Here is a 16,542-nt window from a genome sequence, read left to right as displayed (position 1 = left end):
GGCGGAATCTCCTGCAAAATAGAACGATCGTTCGTTTTATTCTGCAGCCCGCATGCCCACCTCTTCCGTCCCCGCCAAATCGGTTCGCAGCGCCCAGAAGGGCCAGCAGACCAAAGCCGTCATCGTCGATGCGGCGCTGGCGCTGGCGGCCCAGATCGGGCTTGAAGGCCTGTCGATCGGCGCCGTCGCCGAGCTCACCAAGATGAGCAAGTCGGGCGTCTTCGCGCACTTCGGCTCGCGCGAGGAACTGCAGATCTCGGTGGTGCGCGAGTACCACGCGCGCTTCGAGCAGGAGGTCTTCTACCCGGCCATCCAGGCGCCTCGCGGATTGCCCCGCCTGCGCGCGATGTTCGCCAACTGGATGAAGCGCACCTCGACCGAGATCGACTCTGGCTGCATCTACATCAGCGGCGCGTCGGAGTTCGACGACCGGCCCGGCCCGGTGCGCGATGCGCTGGTCGAGTCGGTCAGCATCTGGCAGGCCGCCGTGTACCAGGCCATCGTGCTGGCCAAGGCCGAGGGCCATCTGCTGGCCGGCGCCGACGAGCGCCAGATGGCCTTCGAGGTCCACGGCCTGATCCTCGCGCTGCATTACGAGGCGCGCTTCCTTCGTGTGGACGGGTCGATCGACCGCGCCCACATCGGCTTCGACAACATCCTTGCACGCAACGCCAGCCCGGGTGCGCCCGGCGCAACGCGCGCGGCGGCCGCGGGCAAGCTGCGCCCGGTGCGCTGAACCCGTTTCGTCTTTCCTTTTCTCTCTTCTTTCTTCTTCTTAGCCTGTTCCTGGAGACCTTCCGATGCCTTCCTACACCCCGCCGCTGCGTGACATGCACTTCGTCCTGCATGAGCTGTTCCACGTCACCGACGAGCTCAAGGCGCTGCCCGCGCATGCCGACATCGACACCGACACGATCAATGCCGTGCTGGAAGAGGGTGGCAAGTTCGCGTCCGAAGTGACCTTCCCGCTGAACATCAGCGGCGACGAAGAAGGCTGCGTGCTCGACAAGACCACGCACGAAGTCACCACGCCCAAGGGCTTCAAGGAAGCCTATGCGCAGTACGTCGAAGGCGGCTGGGCGGCGCTGTCGTGCGACCCGGCCTTCGGCGGCCAGGGCCTGCCCTTCGTCGTGAACCAGTGCTTCTACGAGATGCTCAACTCGGCCAACCAGGCCTGGACGATGTACCCCGGCCTGTCGCATGGCGCCTACGAAGCGCTGGTCGCGCACGGCACTGACGAGCAGAAGAAGACCTACCTGCCCAAGCTGGTGAGCGGCGAATGGACCGGCACCATGTGCCTGACCGAGCCGCATTGCGGTACCGACCTCGGCATGCTGCGCAGCAAGGCCGAACCGCAGGCCGATGGCACCTACAAGCTCACCGGCAACAAGATCTTCATCTCGGCCGGCGAGCACGACATGGCCGCCAACATCATCCATCTGGTGCTGGCCCGCCTGCCGGACGCGCCCAAGGGCAGCAAGGGCATCAGCCTGTTCGCGGTGCCGAAGTTCAACGTCAATGCCGACGGCTCGCTCGGCAGCCGCAACCCGATCTACTGTGGCGGCCTCGAGCACAAGATGGGCATTCACGGCAACGCGACCGCGCAGATCGTGATCGACGGCGCCGTCGGCACGCTGGTCGGCCAGCCGCACAAGGGCCTGGCCGCGATGTTCGTGATGATGAACGCCGCCCGCCTGGGCGTGGGCAACCAGTCGCTCGGCCTGACCGAAGTGGCCTTCCAGAACGCGCTGGCCTATGCCAAGGACCGCATCCAGATGCGTTCGCTGACCGGCCCGAAGGCGAAGGACAAGGACGCCGATCCGATCATCGTGCACCCCGATGTGCGCAAGATGCTGCTGACCGCCAAGGCCTATGCCGAAGGCGCGCGCGCACTGCAGATCTTCTGCACGCTGCTGCTCGACAAGGAGCACGGCCATCCGGACGAGAAGGTGCGCAAGGACAGCGGCGAGCTCGTCGCGCTGCTGACCCCGATCGTGAAGGCCTTCATCACCGACAACGGCCACATCGCGACCAACGCGTGCATGCAGGTGTTCGGCGGCCATGGCTTCATCAAGGAATGGGGCATGGAGCAGTTCACGCGCGACAACCGCATCAACATGATCTACGAAGGCACCAACACGATCCAGTCGCTGGACCTGCTGGGCCGCAAGATCCTGGGCAACAACGGCGCGTCGCTGAAGAAGTTCGGCAAGCTGGTCGGTGCCCTGGTGGCCGAAGAAGGCGTGAACGAGAAGATGAGCGAGTTCATCACGCCGGTCGCGGTGCTGGGCGAGCAGCTCACCAAGTTCACGACCGAGATCGGCTTCAAGGGCTTCCAGAACCCCGACGAAGTCGGCGCCGCCGCGGTGGACTACCTGCGCGTGGCCGGCCACTTCGTGTTCGGCTACCTGTTCGCCCGCATGGCGCAGGTGGCACTGCGCGAGATCGCCGCCGGCAACACCGACCCGTTCTACGTCGCCAAGCTGCAGACCGCGCGCTTCTACTTCGCCAAGCTGTTCCCCGAGACCGCGACGCTGATGCGCACCGCGCGCAGCGGCAGCAAGGTGCTGATGGACACGGATGCGGCGCTGGCCTGATCAGAGACGCAAGACGCGAACAGCGAACGACAACACCGGAGACAACCCATGAAGACCATCCTTGCCGCTTTCCTCCTGGCCGCCGGCGCCGCGTCTGCGCTGGCCCAGAGTTCGCCCGTGGGCCTCTGGCACAACGTCGACGACAAGACCGGTGAGGTCAAGGCCGAGATCCGGATCGAGGAGTCCGGCGGTGCCCTGGCCGGCCGCATCGAACGTTCGCTGAAGAAGGACGGCAAGCCCGATGCGGTCTGCGACGAATGCACGGACGACCGCAAGGGCAAGCCGATCGCCGGCCTCGAGATCATCCGCGGCGGCAAGAAGACCGAAGGCAAGGACGTCTGGGAAGGCGGGAAGATCCTCGACCCCGAGAACGGCAAGGAATACCGCGCGAGCTTCACGCCCGTCGATGGCGGCAAGAAGCTCGAAGTGCGTGGCTACCTCGGTCCCTTCTGGCGTACCCAAGTCTGGAACCGAGCCCAATAAATACTGGAAGAACCATGTCCCGATTCAATGTGAAGAAAGTCGCCGTGCTCGGCGCCGGCGTGATGGGTGCGCAGATCGCCGCCCATCTCGTCAACGTGCGCGTGCCGGTGGTGCTGTTCGACCTGCCGGCCAAGGAAGGCCCGAAGAACGGCATCGTCCTGCGCGCCATCGACAACCTGAAGAAGCTCAAGCCCGCGCCGCTCGGCGACGTGGCCGATGCCGTGCTGATCGAGGCGGCCAACTACGAAACCGATCTCGCCAGGCTCGGCGAATGCGACCTGGTGATCGAGGCGATCGCCGAGCGCATGGACTGGAAGCTCGACCTGTACCGGAAGATCGCGCCGCACGTCGCCAAACACGCGATCCTGGCGTCGAACACGTCCGGCCTGTCTATCACCAAGCTCAGCGAGGCGTTGCCCGAAGCGCTGAAGCCGCGCTTCTGCGGCATCCACTTCTTCAATCCGCCGCGCTACATGTTCCTGGTCGAGCTGATCAACACGCCGACCACCGAGCCCGCGGTGCTCGACCAGCTCGAAGCCTTCGTCACCAGCACGCTCGGCAAGGGCGTGGTGCGTGCGCACGACACACCCAACTTCATCGCCAACCGCGTCGGCATCGCCGGCATGCTGGCCACGCTGAAGGAAGTCGAGAAGTTCGGCCTCACGCCCGACGTGGTGGACGATCTCACCGGCAAGAAGCTCGGCCGTGCCAGCTCGGGCACCTTCCGCACCGCCGACGTGGTGGGCCTCGACACGATGGCCCATGTCGTGAAGACGCTGCAGGACAACCTGAGTGTCGAGACCGATCCGTTCTACGCCAACTTCGCGACGCCGCCGGTGCTCGCCAGGCTGCTCGAACTCGGCAACCTGGGGCAGAAGACCAAGGCCGGCTTCTTCAAGAAGGTCGGCCGCGACATCCTGCGCTTCGACATCGGAGGCAAGGGAGGACAGGGCGACTACGTGCCTTCCGGCGAGAAGGCCGACGAGGTCTACGGCCGCATGCTGAAGAAGCCGGCGGCCGAGCGCCTGAAGCTGCTGCGCCACAGCGAAGGCCCGCAAGGCCAGTTCCTGTGGGCCATCCTGCGCGACAGCTTTCACTACGCAGCTGTGCACCTGGCCACCATCGCCGAGAGCGCGCGCGACGTCGACTTCGCGATGCGCTGGGGCTTCGGCATGAAGCAGGGCCCGTTCGAGCTCTGGCAGGAAGCCGGCTGGGCGCAGGTCGCGAAGTGGGTGCAGGAAGACATCGACGCCGGCAAGGCGCTCAGCAGCGCGCCGTTGCCGAAGTGGGTGTTCGAAGGTCCCGTGGCCGAGGCCGGCGGCGTGCACACGCCCGCGGGTTCGTGGAGCGCGTCGGCCGGCGCCTTCGTGCCGCAGCGCAAGCTGCCGGTGCATGAGCGCCAGCTGTTCCCCGAGAGCGTGCTCGGCGCCGATGCGCCGGACGCCAGCGAGGCCGGCACCACGATCAGCGACGAGGGCGACGTGCGCGTCTGGACGCTCGATGGCGAAGTACTGATCGCCAGCATCCATTCGAAGATGAACGCCATCAGCCCCGACGTGGCGGAAGCGCTCGGCGCCGCCGTCGAGCTGGCCGAGGCCGAATACAAGGGCCTGGTGATCTGGTCGCCGGACGACAAGTTCTCGGTCGGCGCCGACCTGCAGGCGATGCTGCCGGCCTTCGTGGTCGCGGGCATCGGCGCGGTCGAGGGCGCGGAGCAAGAGCTGCAGAACGTGATGCTCAAGATCCGCTACGCCAGCGTGCCGGTGGTCTCCGCGATCCGCGGCCTGGCGCTGGGCGGCGGCTGCGAGCTGGCCGTGTATTCGGCAAAGCGCGTCGCCGCGATGGAAAGCTACATCGGCCTGGTGGAAGTCGGCGTGGGCCTGGTGCCCGGCGCGGGCGGCCTGACCTACATCGCACGCCGCGCGGCCGAGAACGCCGCGGCGTCGACCGGCACCGACCTGCTGCCCTTCCTCACCGAAGGCTTCACCGCCGCGGCGATGGCCAAGGTCGGCACCGGTGCGCTGGACTCGAAGAAGCTGGGCTACCTGCTCGACAGCGACGTGATCGTGCCGAACAAGGACGAGCTGCTCTACGTCGCGCTGCAGCAGGCCAAGGCGATGGCCGATGCCGGCTACCGCGCGCCGCTGCGCCGCAGCTTCCGCGTGGCCGGCCGCAGCGGTGCCGCCACGATCAAGGGCCAGTTGGTGAACATGCGCGACGGCGGCTTCATCAGCGCGCACGACTTCCACATCGCGAGCCTGATCGCCGGCGTGGTGACCGGCGGCGACGTGGATGCCGGCTCGCTGGTCACCGAGGAATACCTGATGACGCTGGAACGCAAGGCCTTCTGCTCGCTGATCCTGCATCCGAAGACGCAGGAACGGATCATGGGGATGCTGAGCACGGGGAAGCCGCTGCGGAATTGACCCCGTCTTGCTCCTTCCCCCGCCGGGGGAAGGCAGGGATGGGGCCGCAGCCTCACACCACACCATGCGCAACCACGCAACACCCGCTGCCCAGGCGAATGCCCGCACCCTTCGTCGCGAGAGCGCCGCGAGCCCCCATCTCAACCTTCCCCCGGAGGGGGAAGGAGCCATATCCGGAATACCCAGGAGTCAGTCATGAAACAAGTCCAGGACGCCTACATCGTCTCCGCCACGCGCACGCCCATCGGCAAGTCGCACCGCGGCTTCTTCCGCAACTACCGGCCGGACGACCTGCTGGCCACCACGCTGAAGGCCGCGCTGGCCGCAGTGCCCGGGCTCGATCCGCGTGCCATCGAAGACATCATCTGCGGCTGCGCGATTCCGGAAAGCGCGCAGGGCCTGAACGTCGCGCGCATCGGTGCGGTGCTGGCCGGCCTGCCGACCAGCGTGGGCGGCATCACCGTCAACCGCTTCTGCGCGTCGGGCCTGTCCGCGGTGCAGATGGCGGCCGACCGCATCCGCGTCGGCGAGGCCGACGTGATGATCGCGGCCGGCGTCGAGAGCATGAGCATGGTGCCGATGATGGGCAATTCGCCCTCGCTGTCGCCGTCGATCTTCGAGCGCGAAGGTGACGTCGGCATCGCCTACGGCATGGGCCTCACGGCCGAGAAGGTCGCGCAGCAATGGAAGGTGGGCCGCGACGCGCAGGACGCCTTCGCGCTGGCCTCCCACCAGAAGGCGCTGGCGGCGCAGCAGGCCGGCGAGTTCGCCGACGAGATCACGCCTGTCGAGGTGACCGACCGCACGCCCGACCTCGCGACCGGCGAGGCGATCGCCAAGACGCGCACCGTGAGCCTCGACGAAGGCGCGCGTCCCGACACCAGCATCGAAGGCCTTGCCAAGCTGCGCACGGTGTTCGCCGCGCGCGGCACCGTGACGGCCGGCAACAGCTCGCAGACCTCCGACGGCGCGGGCGCACTGATCCTCGCCAGCGAGAAGGCCTGCAAGCAGTACGACCTGACGCCGCTCGCACGCTTCGTGAGCTTCGCAAGCAAGGGCGTGCCGCCGCACATCATGGGCATCGGCCCGATCGAGGCGATTCCCGCGGCGTTGCGTTACGCCGGCCTGAAGCACGAGGACATCGACTGGTTCGAGCTGAACGAGGCTTTCGCCGCGCAGTCGCTGGCCGTCATCAACACGCTGGGCCTCGACCCCAGCAAGGTCAACCCGATGGGCGGCGCGATCGCGCTGGGCCACCCGCTCGGCGCGACCGGTGCTATCCGTTCGGCGACAGTGGTTCACGCCTTGCGGCGCAAGAATCTCAAGTACGGCATGGTCACGATGTGCGTGGGCATGGGGCAGGGCGCAGCAGGGATATTCGAGAGGGTCTGAAGCCCCACCCCCAGTCTTCGCGCACTGCGTGTCGCTACGCCAACCCCCTGTCAGGGGGCACCGCCAGCGGCCCGGCAGAGCCGGTTCCGCGGCGGTCCACGAAGGGGGCGCCGCAGCGATGTGTAGGAGATAAGGTATGACGCAACACGTATTCGACAAGGCCATCGCGCTGGACCCCAGCGGGATCCGCGCGGGGCATTTCACCGGGACGACGAGCCCCGACTACTGGAACATGGTCGGCCCGTTCGGCGGGACCACTGCGGCGGTGCTGCTGCAGGCGGTGATGCGGCATCCCGATCTGCTCGGTACGCCGATCGCGCTCACGGTCAACTACGCATCGGCGATCGTCGCGGGCGCTTTCGATGTCCAGGCCACGCCGGTGCGCACCAACCGGTCGACCCAGCACTGGACCTTGCAGATCACGCAGCCCGACGCGGCCGGCGTGCCGCAGGTGACCACGACGGCCACGGTGGTCACGGCGCATCGGCGCGAGACCTGGAGCCAGAACGACATGCCCATGCCCGAGGTGCCGCAGCCGGCCGATGTGGCGGCGATGACGGCCGGGCCTGCGGGCGTGGCGTGGATCAACCAGTACGAGATGCGCATGATCCAGGGCGGCATTCCGGCCGTCTGGGATGGCGGCGGCGACCACAGCGAGACGCGGCTGTGGATGCGCGACGGCGTGCCGCGCACACCCGACTTTCCCGCACTCGCGTCCATGAGCGACATGTTCTATCCGCGGGTGTGGCTGCGCCGGCGCAAGGTGGTGCCCGCAGGCACCGTGTCGATCACCACGTACTTCCATGCCGACGCGGCGCAACTGGCGGAAGTCGGCACCGGCTATCTGCTCGGGCGCGCGAGCGGCCTGCAGTTTCGCAATGGCTTCTTCGATCAGGCGGTGCAGCTCTGGAGCGAGGCCGGCCATCTGCTGGCCACGTCGACCCAGATCGTCTACTTCAAGGAATGACGATGGCGACGACGCAGCCCCGAGCGGCATTGATCGTCGGTGCCGGCGACGCGACCGGCGGCGCCATCGCGCGCCGCTTCGCGCGTGAAGGCTACGTGGCCTGCGTCACGCGCCGCAGCCTCGACAAGCTGCAGCCGCTGGTGGCGCAGATCACGGCCGACGGCGGCGTGGCGCATGCGTTCGCCTGCGACGCGCGCAAGGAGGAAGAGGTCATTGCGCTGGTGGCGCAGATCGAGGCCACGATCGGCCCGATCGAGGTGCTGGTGTTCAACATCGGCGCCAACGTGCCGGACAGCATCCTCAACGAAACCGCGCGCAAGTACTTCAAGGTCTGGGAGATGGCCTGCTTCTCGGGCTTCCTGAACGGCCGCGAGGTCGCGAAGCGGATGGTGGCGCGCGACATGCCGGCCGGCGGCCACCGCGGCACGATCATCTTCACCGGCGCGACGGCCTCGCTGCGCGGCGCCGCCAACTTCGGCGCCTTCGCGGGTGCCAAGATGGCGTTGCGTGCGCTGGCGCAGTCGATGGCGCGCGAGTTGGGGCCGCAGGGCGTGCACGTGGCGCACGTGGTGGTCGACGGCGCCATCGACACCGAATTCATCCGCAGCAACTTCCCCGAGCGCTATGCGTTGAAGGCGCAGGACGGCATCTTGAATCCGGACCACATCGCCGACAGCTACTGGATGCTGCACGCGCAGCCGCGCGATGCCTGGACCCACGAGCTCGACCTGCGGCCCTGGTCCGAGAAGTTTTGAACACCCCCAGTCTTCGCGCACTTCGTGTCGCCTCGCCAACCCCCTTGCAGGGGGCAACGCCAGCGGCCCGGCAAAGCCGGTTCCGCGGCATTTCTGGAAAGGTCATTCCAAAGGAGACGTCATGGCAAAAACTGTGGAATTCCATTTCGATTTCGGCAGTCCGGCCGCCTATCTGGCCGCGACGCAGCTGCCCCATGTCTGCGCCGACACCGGCGCCGCGCTGGTCTGGAAGCCGATGCTGCTGGGCGGCGTGTTCCAGGCCACCGGCAACCATTCGCCCGCGCAGATCCTGCACAAGGGGCCGTACATGAATGCGGACCTGCAGCGCTTCGCGAGCCGCTATGGCGTGCCCTTCGTGCTCAACCCGCACTTTCCGATCAACACGCTGACGCTGATGCGCGGTGCCATCGGCCTGCAGATGACCGAGCCCGCGCGCTTCGGCGCCTACGTCGATGCCGTCTTCCACGCGATGTGGGTCGAGCCGCGCAACCTCAACGAGCCGGCCGAGGTCGGTGCGATGCTGCAGCGCGCGGGCTTCGATCCGCAGGCGATGCTGGCGCTGGCCGGTGCGCCCGAGGTCAAGGACCGGCTCAAGACGGCCACGCAGGAGGCGGTGGCGCGCGGCATCTTCGGCGCCCCGACAATGTTCGTCGGCGAGCAGATGTTCTGGGGCCAGGACCGGCTCGACTTCGTTCGCGAGGCGCTTGCGGCCTGAAGGCCGCGGCGCCCAACTTCATCTTCCGAGGAGACTTCTTCCATGACCGACATCCTGAGCCACACCGAAGCCGGTGTGCTGACGCTGACCTTCAACCGCGTCGCACGCAAGAACTCGATCACCGGCGCGATGTATGTCGCGCTGTCGGCTGCGCTGGAGCAGGCCGTTGCGGACGACGCGGTCCGCACCGTGCTGATCCAGGGCGACCCGACGATCTTCAGCGCCGGCAACGACATCGCCGACTTCATGACGGCCGCCAGCGCGCCGGCCGATGCGCCGATGCCCGAATCGCCGGCCATGCATTTCCTGCGTGTCATCGCCACCTTTCCGAAGCCGGTGATCGCCGCGGTCTGCGGCCCGGCGGTCGGCATCGGCACCACGCTGCTGTTCCATTGCGACCTGGTCTATGCGGGCGACAACGCCGCGTTCTCGATGCCCTTCGTGAATCTCGGCCTGGTGCCCGAAGCGGCCTCGAGCCTGCTGGCGCCGCAGATGTTCGGCTACCACCGCGCGGCCGAAGCGCTGCTGCTGGGCGAGCCCTTCATGGCCGAAGCCGCGCTGGAGATCGGCCTGGTCAACCGCGTGGTGCCGCCGACCGAGGCCAACGGCATCGCACAGCAGCAGGCACGCAAGCTGGCCGCCAAGCCGCTGTCGGCGCTGATGGAAACCAAGCGGCTCATGAAGCTGTCGCAGCAGGCGCCGGTGCTGGAACGCATCGACGTCGAGGGCGTGAGCTTCGGCAAGGCGATGCGGTCGCCGGCGGCGCGCGAGGCCTTCCAGGCCTTCATGGACAAGCGCAAGCCCGACTTCTCGAAGTTCTGATCCGCACCTGAGCCGGGTGCGCCGGGCGGTGGGCGGCCGGGCCCGCTCAGGCCTTGGGCAGCGGCCGCGGACGGCCGCTGTCGTCGATGGCCACGTAGGTGAAGTTGGCCTGGGTGACCTTGATGTACTGGCCCTGCGCCTGGAAGCGTTCGGCGAACACTTCGACCGTGACGGTGACCGACGTGTTGCCGAGGCGCACCAGCTTCGAATAGAAGGACAGGATGTCGCCGATGCGCACCGGCTGCTTGAAGATGAACTCGTTGACGGCCACCGTCGCCATCCGGCCCTTGGTATAGCGCGCCGGGATCACCGAGCCGGCCAAGTCGCACTGCGCCATGACCCAGCCGCCGAAGATGTCGCCGTTGGCATTGCAGTCGCCGGGCATCGGAATGACCTTGAGCACCAGTTCCATGTCGGTCGGCAGGCTCTTCAGGACAGCAGCCGCATGGGCACTTGGGGATTCGGACATGGGCACAATCTGAGGAAAACAACGACCACGATTGTCCCTCATGCGCCGAAGCGGCGAAGCCATTTCCCCTCCCCACGCACCGGCCGGCGGCACCACCGGCCAGCCCGCGCGCAGCGACCGTTCCGACTGGGCCACGCTGCGCCGCCTCTTCCCCTATCTCTGGCAGTACAAGTGGCGCGTGCTCGCGGCGCTGGCCTTCATGATCGGCGCCAAGGTCGCCAACGTCGGCGTGCCGCTGCTGCTGAAGAACCTGGTCGACGCGATGACGCCCAAGCCCGACGTGGCGCAGGCGCTGCTCGTGGTGCCGGTCGCGCTGCTGCTGGCCTATGGCCTGCTGCGCTTCTCGACCTCGCTGTTCAGCGAGCTGCGCGAGCTGGTCTTCGCCAAGGCGACCGAAGGCGCGGCGCGCAGCATCGCGCTCGAGGTGTTCCGCCACCTGCATGCGCTGAGCCTGCGCTTCCACCTCGAACGCCAGACCGGCGGCATGACGCGCGACATCGAGCGCGGCACGCGCGGCGTGCATTCGCTGATCTCGATGTCGCTCTACAGCATCGTGCCGACCATCATCGAGCTGGTGATGGTGCTGGCGATCCTGGGCGCGAAGTTCGACATGCTGTTCGTCTGGATCACCGGCGCCGCACTGGTTCTCTACATCGGCTTCACCGTGACCGTGACCGAATGGCGAACGCAGTTCCGCAAGACCATGAACGAGCTCGATTCGACGGCGCAGAGCCGTGCGGTCGATTCGCTGCTGAACTACGAGACCGTCAAGTACTTCAACAACGAGGAGTTCGAGGCGAAGCGCTACGACGCCAGCCTCGACCGCTACCGGCGTGCCGCCATCAAGAGCCAGCGCACGCTCTCGATGCTCAACACCGGCCAGCAGTTGCTGATCGCGGTCAGCCTGGTGCTGATGCTGTGGCGCGCGACCTCCGGCGTGTCGGCCGGCCGCATGACGCTGGGCGACCTGGTGATGGTCAACGCCTTCATGATCCAGCTCTACATCCCGCTCAACTTCCTGGGTGTGATCTACCGCGAGATCAAGCAGAGCCTGACCGATCTCGACAAGATGTTCGTGCTGATGGAGAAGGACCGCGAGATCAGCGACGCCCCCGGCGCGCAGCCGCTCGCGGGGCATGACGCGACCCTGCGCTTCGAGGACGTGAGCTTCGCCTACGAGCCCTCGCGCCCGATCCTCAAGCACGTGAGCTTCGAGATACCGGCGGGCAAGACCGTCGCGGTGGTCGGGCCGTCGGGCTCGGGCAAGTCGACGCTCGCGCGGCTGCTGTACCGCTTCTATGACATCCAGCAGGGCCGCATCACGATCGGCGGCGAGGACATCCGCGCCGTCACGCAGGCCAGCGTGCGCGAGGCGATCGGCATCGTGCCGCAGGATACGGTGCTGTTCAACGACACGGTGCGATACAACATCGCCTACGGCCGGCCCGACGCCACGCGCGAGGAGGTCGAAGGCGCCGCCAGGGCCGCGCGCATCCACGATTTCATCGCCGCCACGCCCAAGGGCTACGACACGCCGGTCGGCGAGCGCGGGCTGAAGCTGTCGGGCGGCGAGAAGCAGCGGGTGGCGATCGCGCGCACGATGCTGAAGAACCCGCCGATCCTGATCTTCGACGAGGCAACGTCGGCGCTCGATTCCGCCAACGAGCGCGCGATCCAGTCCGAGCTGCAGAGCGCCGCGCAGAACAAGACCACGCTGGTGATCGCGCACCGGTTGTCGACCGTGGTCGACGCGCACGAGATCCTCGTGCTCGAAAGCGGTGTCATCGTCGAGCGTGGCACGCATGCTGCACTGCTGGCCCGACAGGGGCGCTATGCCCAGATGTGGGCCATGCAGAAGATCGAGGCTGCGCCCGGCCTCCTGTGACGCGCGGCCGCCACCCCATTTCTTGAAACCGAACCCAGGAGCGATTCGAATGACCGGGAAGATTCCTCTGCTCGTGCTGAACATGCAGACCCCAGCGCATCTGGCGCAGATCGAGCAGGTGTACGACGTGACCTATGCCATCGACAAGGCGTCGCGCGCCGCGGCGGTGGCAACGCAGGGCGCGCGCTTGCGCGCCGTGCTCACCAACGGCGGCCTCGGCCTCAGCCAGGCCGAGATCGATGCGATGCCGCAGCTGGAGTTGATCTGCGCGATGGGCGCGGGCTACGAGAACGTCGCGATCGATGCGGCGCGGGCGCGCGGCATCGTCGTGGCCAATGGCGCGGGCACCAACGACGACTGCGTGGCCGACCACGCGTTCGGCCTGCTGATCGCCGCCGTCCGCGGCATCGTGAAGCTCGACCGGCAATGCCGCGACGGCGTCTGGCGCGAGGCCATTTCGTTCCCGCCGAACGTCTCGGGCCGCAAGCTCGGCATCGTCGGGCTCGGCATGATCGGCGAGAAGATCGCCAGGCGCGCGGCGGGCTTCGACATCGCGGTCGGCTATCACAACCGCCGCCCGAAGGAGGGCGCCGCGCACCGTTACTTCGACAGCCTGCTGGCGCTCGCGCAATGGGCCGATTTCCTCGTGGTGGCCACGCCGGGCGGCGCAGGCACCAGGCACCTGATCGGGCGCGAGGTGCTGGACGCGCTGGGGCCGCGCGGCGTGCTGGTCAACATCGCGCGCGGCAGCGTGGTCGATACCGAAGCGCTGGCCGCCGCATTGACGGAAGGCCGCCTGGGCGGCGCAGGCCTCGACGTCTACGAGAGCGAGCCGCTGCCGCCGCAGCCACTGATCGGACTCGACAACGTGGTGCTCACGCCGCACGTGGCCGGCTGGTCGCCGGAAGCGGTGCAGGCCTCCGTCGACCGCTTCCTTGCCAACGCGGAAGGACATTTCTCTGGAAAGGGGCCGGTTTCACCGGTGTGACGCGCGCCCACGTGCCGCAGCCTCATGCGCAACGAACATAATCGCCGCCCATGGAAACCAAGTGGCTCGAAGATTTCGTCAGCCTGGCTGAGACCCGCAGCTTCAGCCGTTCGGCGCAACTGCGGCATGTGACACAGCCGGCGTTCTCCCGTCGCATCCAGGCGCTCGAGGGTTGGGCCGGCACCGATCTGGTGGACCGCAGCGCCTACCCGACGCGGCTCACGCCGGCCGGCCAGACGTTGTATGGCCAGGCGATCGAGATGCTGCAGAGCCTCCAGAGCACGCGTGCGATGCTGCGCGGCCACTCGGCGGCGGCCCACGACGTGATCGAGTTCGCCGTGCCGCACACGCTGGCCTTCACCTTCTTCCCGGCCTGGGCGAGCACCTTGCGCGAGCATTTCGGCCCGATCAAGAGCCGGCTGATCGCGCTCAATGTCCACGATGCGGTGCTCCGGCTGGTCGAAGGCAGCTGCGACGTGCTGATCGCCTACCAGCATCCGTCGCAGCCGCTGCAGCTCGACACCACCCGTTACGAGATGGTGCGTCTCGGCCAGGAGGTGGTCGCGCCCTGGGTCAAGCCGGACCCGGAAGGCGCGCCGCGCTACCGGCTGCCCGGCCGTCCGGGCCAGTTGCTGCCCTATCTGGGCTACGCGCCGGGCGCGTATCTGAGCGGCGTGGTCGACCAGTTGATCAAGGAATCGGGCATCGCGATCCACCTCGACCGCGTGTACGAGACCGACATGTCCGAGGGCCTGAAGGCGATGGCGCTCGAAGGCCATGGCATCGCCTTCCTGCCGGAGAGCGCGGTGCGCAAGGAAGTGAAGGCACGCAAGCTGGTCAGCGCGCTGCCGCCCGAGATCGACAGCCTGGAAGCCACGATGGAGATCCGTGCCTACCGCGAGCGGCCCGCCGCGCCCGCTGCGGCGAAGTCTCCCGCGCGCAGTGCCAAGGGCGGAAGCGAAGCGCGATCGGGCAAGCGCGCGGTCGATGCGCTGTGGCGCTATCTGGTCGACACGCAGCCAGCCGCCTGACAAGGCGCCGCCGATGCCGATGCGCATGCGGCGTCATGCGGCAGTCATGAAATCAGCGCATGAAGACTTGCCGATACGGCATCGGCTCTGAAACGTTCGGGCACAAAGGCTGCTAAGTCTGTGCAGAGCAACGCAAAAATAATCGGATGCACCAAACCGAAGCCTGCGAACACTTGGCATGATCGCCGACGGTGCGCGCTGCACCGGTGTGGCTCGGGTATTCCCTGAAATGTGAATATCTAAAATTCGTTGTCTTCCTTTCAGTCAATATTCAGGAGTTTTCCGTATGAAGAAGCAAGTTCTGGCACTCGCGATTTCCGCGCTCGCCGTGGGCGGCGCATTCGCGCAAGCCAACGACACCCTGGCCAAGGTCAAGGCCTCGGGCGTCATCACCGAAGGTGTGCGTGAATCGTCAGGCCTGTCGTACACGCTCGGCAACGGCGTCTACACCGGCTTCCATTACGACGTCTGCGCCAACATCATCAAGGACCTGGAAAAGTCGCTCGGCAAGAAGCTCGAGACCAAGTACCAGCCCGTGACCTCGCAGAACCGCATTCCGCTGGTGCAGAACGGCACCGTGGACATCGAGTGCGGCTCGACCACCAACAACGCCACCCGCCAAAAGGACGTCGCCTTCGCCGTGACGACCTACGTGGAAGAAGTGCGCATCGCCGTCAAGGCCAACTCGGGCATCACCGGCATCAAGGACCTGGCCGGCAAGACCGTCGCCACGACCACCGGCACGACCTCGGTGCAGACGCTGCGCAAGAACGAACGCGCGACCGGCATCGACTTCAAGGAACTCTATGGCAAGGACCACTCGGACAGCTTCCTGCTGCTCGAATCCGGCCGCGCCGATGCGTTCGTGATGGACGGCTCGATCCTGGCGTCGAACATCGCCAAGTCGAAGGCTCCGGCCGACTACAAGATCGTCGGCGAAGTGCTGAGCGTCGAACCCATCGCCATCATGATCCGCAAGGACGACCCGGCCTTCAAGAAGGCCGTGGACGACAGCATCAAGGCACAGATTGCCAACGGCGACCTGAACAAGCTCTGGGACAAGTGGTTCCTGCAGCCGATCCCGCCGGCCAACGTGAAGGTCGGCCTGCCGCTGTCCGACGCGACCAAGGCTGCCTGGGCTGCCCCGAACGACAAGCCGATGGAAGACTACGCCAAGAAGTAATTCGAGGCGATCGACCTGCAACGCCCGCCCTCCAATGGCGGGCGTTTGTTTTCAACAGCGCATTTCATAACAACGATCTGGAAGAGAAGGAGAGTCCCGATGGGATCGAACTGGGATTGGCAGGTCTTCTTGCAAGACCCCGGCGGGAAATTCCCGACCTATTGGCAATGGATGCTCTCGGCCTGGGGCTGGACGCTGTCGGTCGCGCTGCTTGCGCTGATCGTGGCGCTGGTGCTCGGCTCGCTGATCGGCATCATCCGCACCTTGCCCGACAGCCCATGGCTGGTGCGCCTGGGCAATGCCTGGGTCGAGCTGTTCCGCAACATTCCGCTCCTCGTCCAGATCTTTCTCTGGTACCACGTGATCCCGGCGCTCGTCTCGCCGATGAAGGACGTGCCGAGCTTCGTGCTGGTCGTGCTGGCGCTGGGCTTCTTCACCTCGGCGCGGATCGCCGAGCAGGTGCGCTCCGGTATCCAGGCGCTGCCGAAGGGCCAGCGCTATGCCGGCATGGCGATGGGTTTCACCACCTTCCAGTACTACCGCTACGTGATCCTGCCGATGGCCTACCGCATCATCATTCCGCCGCTCACCAGCGAGACGATGAACATCTTCAAGAACTCGTCGGTGGCCTTCGCGGTGTCGGTGAGCGAACTCACGATGTTCTTCATCCAGTCGAGCGAAGAGACCTCGCGGCCGATCGAGATGTTCCTGGCCGTGACCGCGCTGTACGTCATCTCCGCATTCGCGATCAACCGCCTCATGGCATTCATCGAGAAGAAGACCCGCGTGCCGGGCTTCATCGTCTCGGCTGGTGGCGGAGGACACTGAC

15 protein-coding genes are annotated in these 16,542 nt (G+C 66.7%); 14 read left to right on the top strand and 1 reads right to left on the bottom strand.

Translation table 11 applies throughout. The features are described 5' to 3' along the window. The first annotated feature begins 52 nt into the window (after positions 1-52). From AC07PZ_RS15610 to AC07PZ_RS15570, 9 genes are all read left to right on the top strand, one after another. Complete coding sequence (locus AC07PZ_RS15610; protein ID WP_495296012.1) at positions 53-736, top strand: TetR/AcrR family transcriptional regulator; 684 nt, start codon at positions 53-55, stop codon at positions 734-736. Between the two features lie 64 nt (positions 737-800). Next, positions 801-2,597, top strand: coding sequence for an acyl-CoA dehydrogenase C-terminal domain-containing protein (locus AC07PZ_RS15605; RefSeq protein ID WP_495296011.1), 1,797 nt, complete (start codon positions 801-803; stop codon positions 2,595-2,597). A 48-nt stretch (positions 2,598-2,645) separates the two neighbouring features. Continuing rightward, on the top strand, positions 2,646-3,080 hold the full coding sequence (locus AC07PZ_RS15600) for a DUF2147 domain-containing protein (protein WP_495296010.1): 435 nt from the start codon (positions 2,646-2,648) through the stop codon (positions 3,078-3,080). Between the two features lie 14 nt (positions 3,081-3,094). Next, complete coding sequence (locus AC07PZ_RS15595) at positions 3,095-5,506, top strand: 3-hydroxyacyl-CoA dehydrogenase/enoyl-CoA hydratase family protein (RefSeq protein WP_495296009.1); 2,412 nt, start codon at positions 3,095-3,097, stop codon at positions 5,504-5,506. Between the two features lie 195 nt (positions 5,507-5,701). Then, a complete protein-coding gene (locus AC07PZ_RS15590; RefSeq protein ID WP_495296008.1) occupies positions 5,702-6,898 on the top strand; it encodes an acetyl-CoA C-acyltransferase in 1,197 nt (398 codons plus the stop codon). A 136-nt stretch (positions 6,899-7,034) separates the two neighbouring features. Then, positions 7,035-7,865 carry an acyl-CoA thioesterase gene (locus tag AC07PZ_RS15585; RefSeq protein WP_495296007.1) on the top strand — a complete coding sequence of 277 codons (831 nt, stop codon included), beginning with the start codon at positions 7,035-7,037 and terminating at the stop codon, positions 7,863-7,865. A 2-nt stretch (positions 7,866-7,867) separates the two neighbouring features. Continuing rightward, positions 7,868-8,620, top strand: coding sequence for an SDR family oxidoreductase (locus AC07PZ_RS15580; protein ID WP_495296006.1), 753 nt, complete (start codon positions 7,868-7,870; stop codon positions 8,618-8,620). 121 nt (positions 8,621-8,741) lie between these two features. Further along, the gene (locus AC07PZ_RS15575) at positions 8,742-9,335 is read left to right on the top strand and encodes a 2-hydroxychromene-2-carboxylate isomerase (protein WP_495296005.1); all 594 of its coding nucleotides are present in this window, start codon (positions 8,742-8,744) and stop codon (positions 9,333-9,335) included. 42 nt (positions 9,336-9,377) lie between these two features. Next, on the top strand, positions 9,378-10,157 hold the full coding sequence (locus AC07PZ_RS15570) for an enoyl-CoA hydratase (protein ID WP_495296004.1): 780 nt from the start codon (positions 9,378-9,380) through the stop codon (positions 10,155-10,157). 46 nt (positions 10,158-10,203) lie between these two features. On the opposite strand, the gene AC07PZ_RS15565 is transcribed toward AC07PZ_RS15570, so the two are convergent. Continuing rightward, on the bottom strand, positions 10,204-10,626 hold the full coding sequence (locus tag AC07PZ_RS15565) for an acyl-CoA thioesterase (RefSeq protein ID WP_495296003.1): 423 nt from the start codon (positions 10,624-10,626) through the stop codon (positions 10,204-10,206). 40 nt (positions 10,627-10,666) lie between these two features. On the opposite strand from AC07PZ_RS15565, the gene AC07PZ_RS15560 reads away from it, so the two are divergent. The 5 genes from AC07PZ_RS15560 (at position 10,667) to AC07PZ_RS15540 (ending at position 16,541) form a co-directional block, all read left to right on the top strand. Next, positions 10,667-12,511 carry an ABCB family ABC transporter ATP-binding protein/permease gene (locus AC07PZ_RS15560; protein ID WP_495296002.1) on the top strand — a complete coding sequence of 615 codons (1,845 nt, stop codon included), beginning with the start codon at positions 10,667-10,669 and terminating at the stop codon, positions 12,509-12,511. Positions 12,512-12,560: 49 nt separating this feature from the next. Continuing rightward, positions 12,561-13,499 carry a 2-hydroxyacid dehydrogenase gene (locus AC07PZ_RS15555; protein ID WP_495296001.1) on the top strand — a complete coding sequence of 313 codons (939 nt, stop codon included), beginning with the start codon at positions 12,561-12,563 and terminating at the stop codon, positions 13,497-13,499. A 50-nt stretch (positions 13,500-13,549) separates the two neighbouring features. Beyond that, entirely contained in the window at positions 13,550-14,530 is a 981-nt protein-coding gene (locus AC07PZ_RS15550; RefSeq protein ID WP_495296000.1) for a LysR substrate-binding domain-containing protein, read from the top strand. A gap of 286 nt (positions 14,531-14,816) precedes the next feature. After that, positions 14,817-15,713 (top strand): transporter substrate-binding domain-containing protein, encoded by an 897-nt coding sequence (locus tag AC07PZ_RS15545; protein ID WP_495295999.1) that lies wholly within the window; start codon positions 14,817-14,819, stop codon positions 15,711-15,713. 99 nt (positions 15,714-15,812) lie between these two features. Next, positions 15,813-16,541: an amino acid ABC transporter permease gene (locus AC07PZ_RS15540; protein WP_495295998.1), complete on the top strand. Its 729-nt coding sequence runs from the start codon at positions 15,813-15,815 to the stop codon at positions 16,539-16,541. The last annotated feature ends 1 nt before the right edge of the window (position 16,542 follow it).

This window comes from Variovorax sp. GW821-FHT10B04 (assembly GCF_059415645.1).
Note: the sequence above shows the minus strand (reverse complement) of the source record. Positions and strands in the feature narration are given on the sequence as shown.

Bases quoted from the DNA above. Each gene is read 5' to 3' on its own strand.
- AC07PZ_RS15610 (WP_495296012.1), top strand. From the start codon at position 53: ATGCCCACCTCTTCCGTCCCCGCCAAATCGGTTCGCAGCGCCCAGAAG.
- AC07PZ_RS15605 (WP_495296011.1), top strand. From the start codon at position 801: ATGCCTTCCTACACCCCGCCGCTGCGTGACATGCACTTCGTCCTGCAT.
- AC07PZ_RS15600 (WP_495296010.1), top strand. From the start codon at position 2,646: ATGAAGACCATCCTTGCCGCTTTCCTCCTGGCCGCCGGCGCCGCGTCT.
- AC07PZ_RS15595 (WP_495296009.1), top strand. From the start codon at position 3,095: ATGTCCCGATTCAATGTGAAGAAAGTCGCCGTGCTCGGCGCCGGCGTG.
- AC07PZ_RS15590 (WP_495296008.1), top strand. From the start codon at position 5,702: ATGAAACAAGTCCAGGACGCCTACATCGTCTCCGCCACGCGCACGCCC.
- AC07PZ_RS15585 (WP_495296007.1), top strand. From the start codon at position 7,035: ATGACGCAACACGTATTCGACAAGGCCATCGCGCTGGACCCCAGCGGG.
- AC07PZ_RS15580 (WP_495296006.1), top strand. From the start codon at position 7,868: ATGGCGACGACGCAGCCCCGAGCGGCATTGATCGTCGGTGCCGGCGAC.
- AC07PZ_RS15575 (WP_495296005.1), top strand. From the start codon at position 8,742: ATGGCAAAAACTGTGGAATTCCATTTCGATTTCGGCAGTCCGGCCGCC.
- AC07PZ_RS15570 (WP_495296004.1), top strand. From the start codon at position 9,378: ATGACCGACATCCTGAGCCACACCGAAGCCGGTGTGCTGACGCTGACC.
- AC07PZ_RS15565 (WP_495296003.1), bottom strand. From the start codon at position 10,626: ATGTCCGAATCCCCAAGTGCCCATGCGGCTGCTGTCCTGAAGAGCCTG.
- AC07PZ_RS15560 (WP_495296002.1), top strand. From the start codon at position 10,667: ATGCGCCGAAGCGGCGAAGCCATTTCCCCTCCCCACGCACCGGCCGGC.
- AC07PZ_RS15555 (WP_495296001.1), top strand. From the start codon at position 12,561: ATGACCGGGAAGATTCCTCTGCTCGTGCTGAACATGCAGACCCCAGCG.
- AC07PZ_RS15550 (WP_495296000.1), top strand. From the start codon at position 13,550: ATGGAAACCAAGTGGCTCGAAGATTTCGTCAGCCTGGCTGAGACCCGC.
- AC07PZ_RS15545 (WP_495295999.1), top strand. From the start codon at position 14,817: ATGAAGAAGCAAGTTCTGGCACTCGCGATTTCCGCGCTCGCCGTGGGC.
- AC07PZ_RS15540 (WP_495295998.1), top strand. From the start codon at position 15,813: ATGGGATCGAACTGGGATTGGCAGGTCTTCTTGCAAGACCCCGGCGGG.